The sequence below is a fragment of the Parendozoicomonas verongulae genome, assembly GCF_009711465.1.
Taxonomy (GTDB): Bacteria; Pseudomonadota; Gammaproteobacteria; order Pseudomonadales; family Endozoicomonadaceae; genus Sansalvadorimonas; species Sansalvadorimonas verongulae.
Genome location: NZ_SMME01000672.1, coordinates 1 through 2,769 on the forward strand (window position 1 = coordinate 1; position 2,769 = coordinate 2,769).

Below are 2,769 nucleotides of genomic sequence, written 5' to 3' on the forward strand. Positions count from 1 at the left end.
CCCCCCCCCCAACAAGCTTGTCAGTGATTCCTGATCTGGCGCTTTCTGTCCCATGCAACGCGGAATGTTGTAGGTCAGTGCCGCCAGATTTTTGATAAACCTGAAGGTTGTATGATTAATTCCGGTGGACTGATATGTTCGGGTAAATCAATGTCCTAATGCACAACAGCAACAACAGTCATTGCCAAAATCGATTCCACAGATTTTTCCATCTCCTGAATAGGAATTTCTTTCCAGCCAGGATTCTTCGCTCTCATTGCTGCCAGAAACCCATGTGGGTGTGGCTCCGTAGTCTGTTACAGTTCTAGATTCATAACCATGAGTGAGAGTATCATACTGGGTTGTAAGTCTTGATCGGCGATGGTAGAAACCGCTTGTCCTGTCTAGCCATTCACTAGTTCGAGCACCATCAGGGCAACAGTAAGTCAGGCAACATTCATTTTCCATTGCACATTTGCGAATACATACACACATGCCTAAAACCAAGAAACCAGCGACTACACTGCCGACTACAATAACTGCAATTGTGCCTGAGTCAAGATGATCCTCAGAGCCATAAGATGCACTATCATTATCCGTGCTTCGCTTCCTTTTTACACACAGAGCCTTAGAATCAGAACAAGCCAATGCCGAGAGTGAGCCTCCAGAGAAAATTGTTTCCAAAACCGGCTTCCCACTTCGAAAACCAAGCTGATACTCCCTATCTGACTGTGTTCTTCTAACGTCTTCAGAAACAACCTCACCCAATCCATTAACCTGAGACACCTTGATCGCTGATCCAGCTTTACGAACTGCCACATAAGTCTGCTCGCCATCAGCCAGAACAGACACCAGCTCTTCACCAGCCGAACGAACAGGTTTCAAATCCACAACCCGTACAGGAGCAGCTGAATGGATGCTGTCCGGCTCTGACTGAGGGTAGATATAAACCCTGTTTTCCTTATCCGAAAAGGTATAGAGCGTATCATCATGGTAACGATACAAATCACCTCTTACCCATAAACCGGGTGCTGATCCACCATCAACACTTTCAAGGCTGTCTGTATCATTAAGGCTTAGCGTGGTAATCCGTGAGAAGCCCTCAAAGTTTTCAGGCCGGGACTGAACAACCAGCTTATCTTTCGCCAAAGTGAACCCCGTTACACGATCTCCTGTTGGCAGTGGAATAGACATATCATCCATTCCATCATCAGAAAAGCCTGTATCTGGCTGCATGTCTCCATCAATTTCACGGAATTTCTTAATCAGGATTTTGGGTTCAGCATTCTGTGTGGCTACTGCGCCCTCACCATCCATATCAAAATGAGGAATGGCAACAACCCCATGGTTGCGCATCATCTTGAAGGGAACGTTTTTTTTACCTTCTGTCTCACAGGATCCTGTTTCAACGGAATCACACTCTGGGCAGTCTGTCACAACTGGGATAGTGCTTGCTGATCGTTTGCTGGTCTGATGTCTGGCCTTGCCTTTTTCGGCTACAGGGTGCGTCTGCTCTTCTGAAGAGGTTTCCATTTCAAGACTTGCCCGTTTTCCCCAGTCTTCCCATTGCTTCCATTGCTCTGACTTATCCCATTTTTGCTCTCTTTCCTGAAGTTTGGCAGACCTGCGATGTTTGCCGGTCCCTCTGGGAGGATCGTTCTTCTGCAAGGCCGTGCTTCCGTGAACAGTGTCATACTGCCTTATGCTGGTGTGGGTATAACGATCAGGTATACGGGAAACTTCCTTTGGATGATGGCGGCTTCTTTGCCTCATGTCCGTGTGATTGCGCTGTTGTGGTTGCTGGCTCAACTGTTTGCACAAGGGCGAGTTCTTGAACCGTGTTGCAGCAGCCGTGCCGTTCACACTGTTGTTCCGTATGTAGCCCTGATGACCGTTTGTACTGGCATTGCAGAGGATGGAGGCTAACTGAACAGTGCGAACCGCAGGGCTTGCTGTGCTGTTGTAGGAGCCATTGAATCCAGCAGCTACCAGCTCTGAGAAAAACAGAGTCATGATAATAAGGAGCTTTATGAAAAGCCGGGATAAACCACCCAACAGACTGTCCTCATAACGAGAAATATACGACAGCGGACGAACTATAGGTGAGAATTATGCTTTTTCCTGTTCCTGCTCAAAAAGTGCCGGTAGCCCTGCTTACCGGAACTTTCGTGCAAAGTCTTTTCAGGCAGGACCAGCAGAGCCATCTGGTTACCGTTCATACCCACCAGCTGGTCGGTACTCAGGTTGGCCAGGGTGATGGAACCTGCGCATGTCCCCCTATCATCCAGTACTACTTATCCGATCTGGGCACTTTTGAAGTGTCTGTAAAAGGCAATAAAGCCAGAGAGATTCGGCCAGATAAAGCACTACTACTCGTCTTACGGACAGATTATTACTGGCACTTTCTTTTACTGGAACTTTCGCCCACACTTCCACTGTCACCCTCAAGAGCACTCTTAGCACGCTGGGCTTTTTTTCTACGTTCAGCTGGCGCGCTGGAGAAGCTTCCTGACTCACGATAGTTACGGCGATTGTTACTAAACCATGTCTGTACTTTTTTAACCGTTGTTCCAATTTCCTTTGCAAGCGCTTCTTGCTCTCCCTTTGTCGGATAGGGATTGTCCTTGTGATCAAGAAACCATCGTATACACACCCGCCTCATACGATCCCGTTCTGTTTCCAGCTTACTGAATACTCCGATTTCGGGCTGAATCTCTTTAAACAACTCAGGAAGCATACTCTCTGAACGCATATATGTGACTTCATACATCACAGACTCAGCCTCCTCAT

Annotated in this window: 2 protein-coding genes; both read right to left on the reverse strand. The window is 47.5% G+C overall.

Going from position 1 to position 2,769, the window contains the following annotated elements; all coding sequences use genetic code 11:
- Nucleotides 1-147 precede the first annotated feature (147 nt).
- Nucleotides 148-1,992, reverse strand: coding sequence for a hypothetical protein (locus E1189_RS02635; protein ID WP_155158509.1), 1,845 nt, complete (start codon nucleotides 1,990-1,992; stop codon nucleotides 148-150).
- 379 nt (nucleotides 1,993-2,371) lie between these two features.
- Nucleotides 2,372-2,769: homeobox domain-containing protein (locus E1189_RS23345; protein ID WP_230460069.1), on the reverse strand; the 398-nt coding region annotated here is incomplete at its 5' end.

Excerpts from the sequence above, each read along its gene's own strand:
- E1189_RS02635 (WP_155158509.1), bottom strand. The coding sequence starts at position 1,992 with ATGACTCTGTTTTTCTCAGAGCTGGTAGCTGCTGGATTCAATGGCTCC.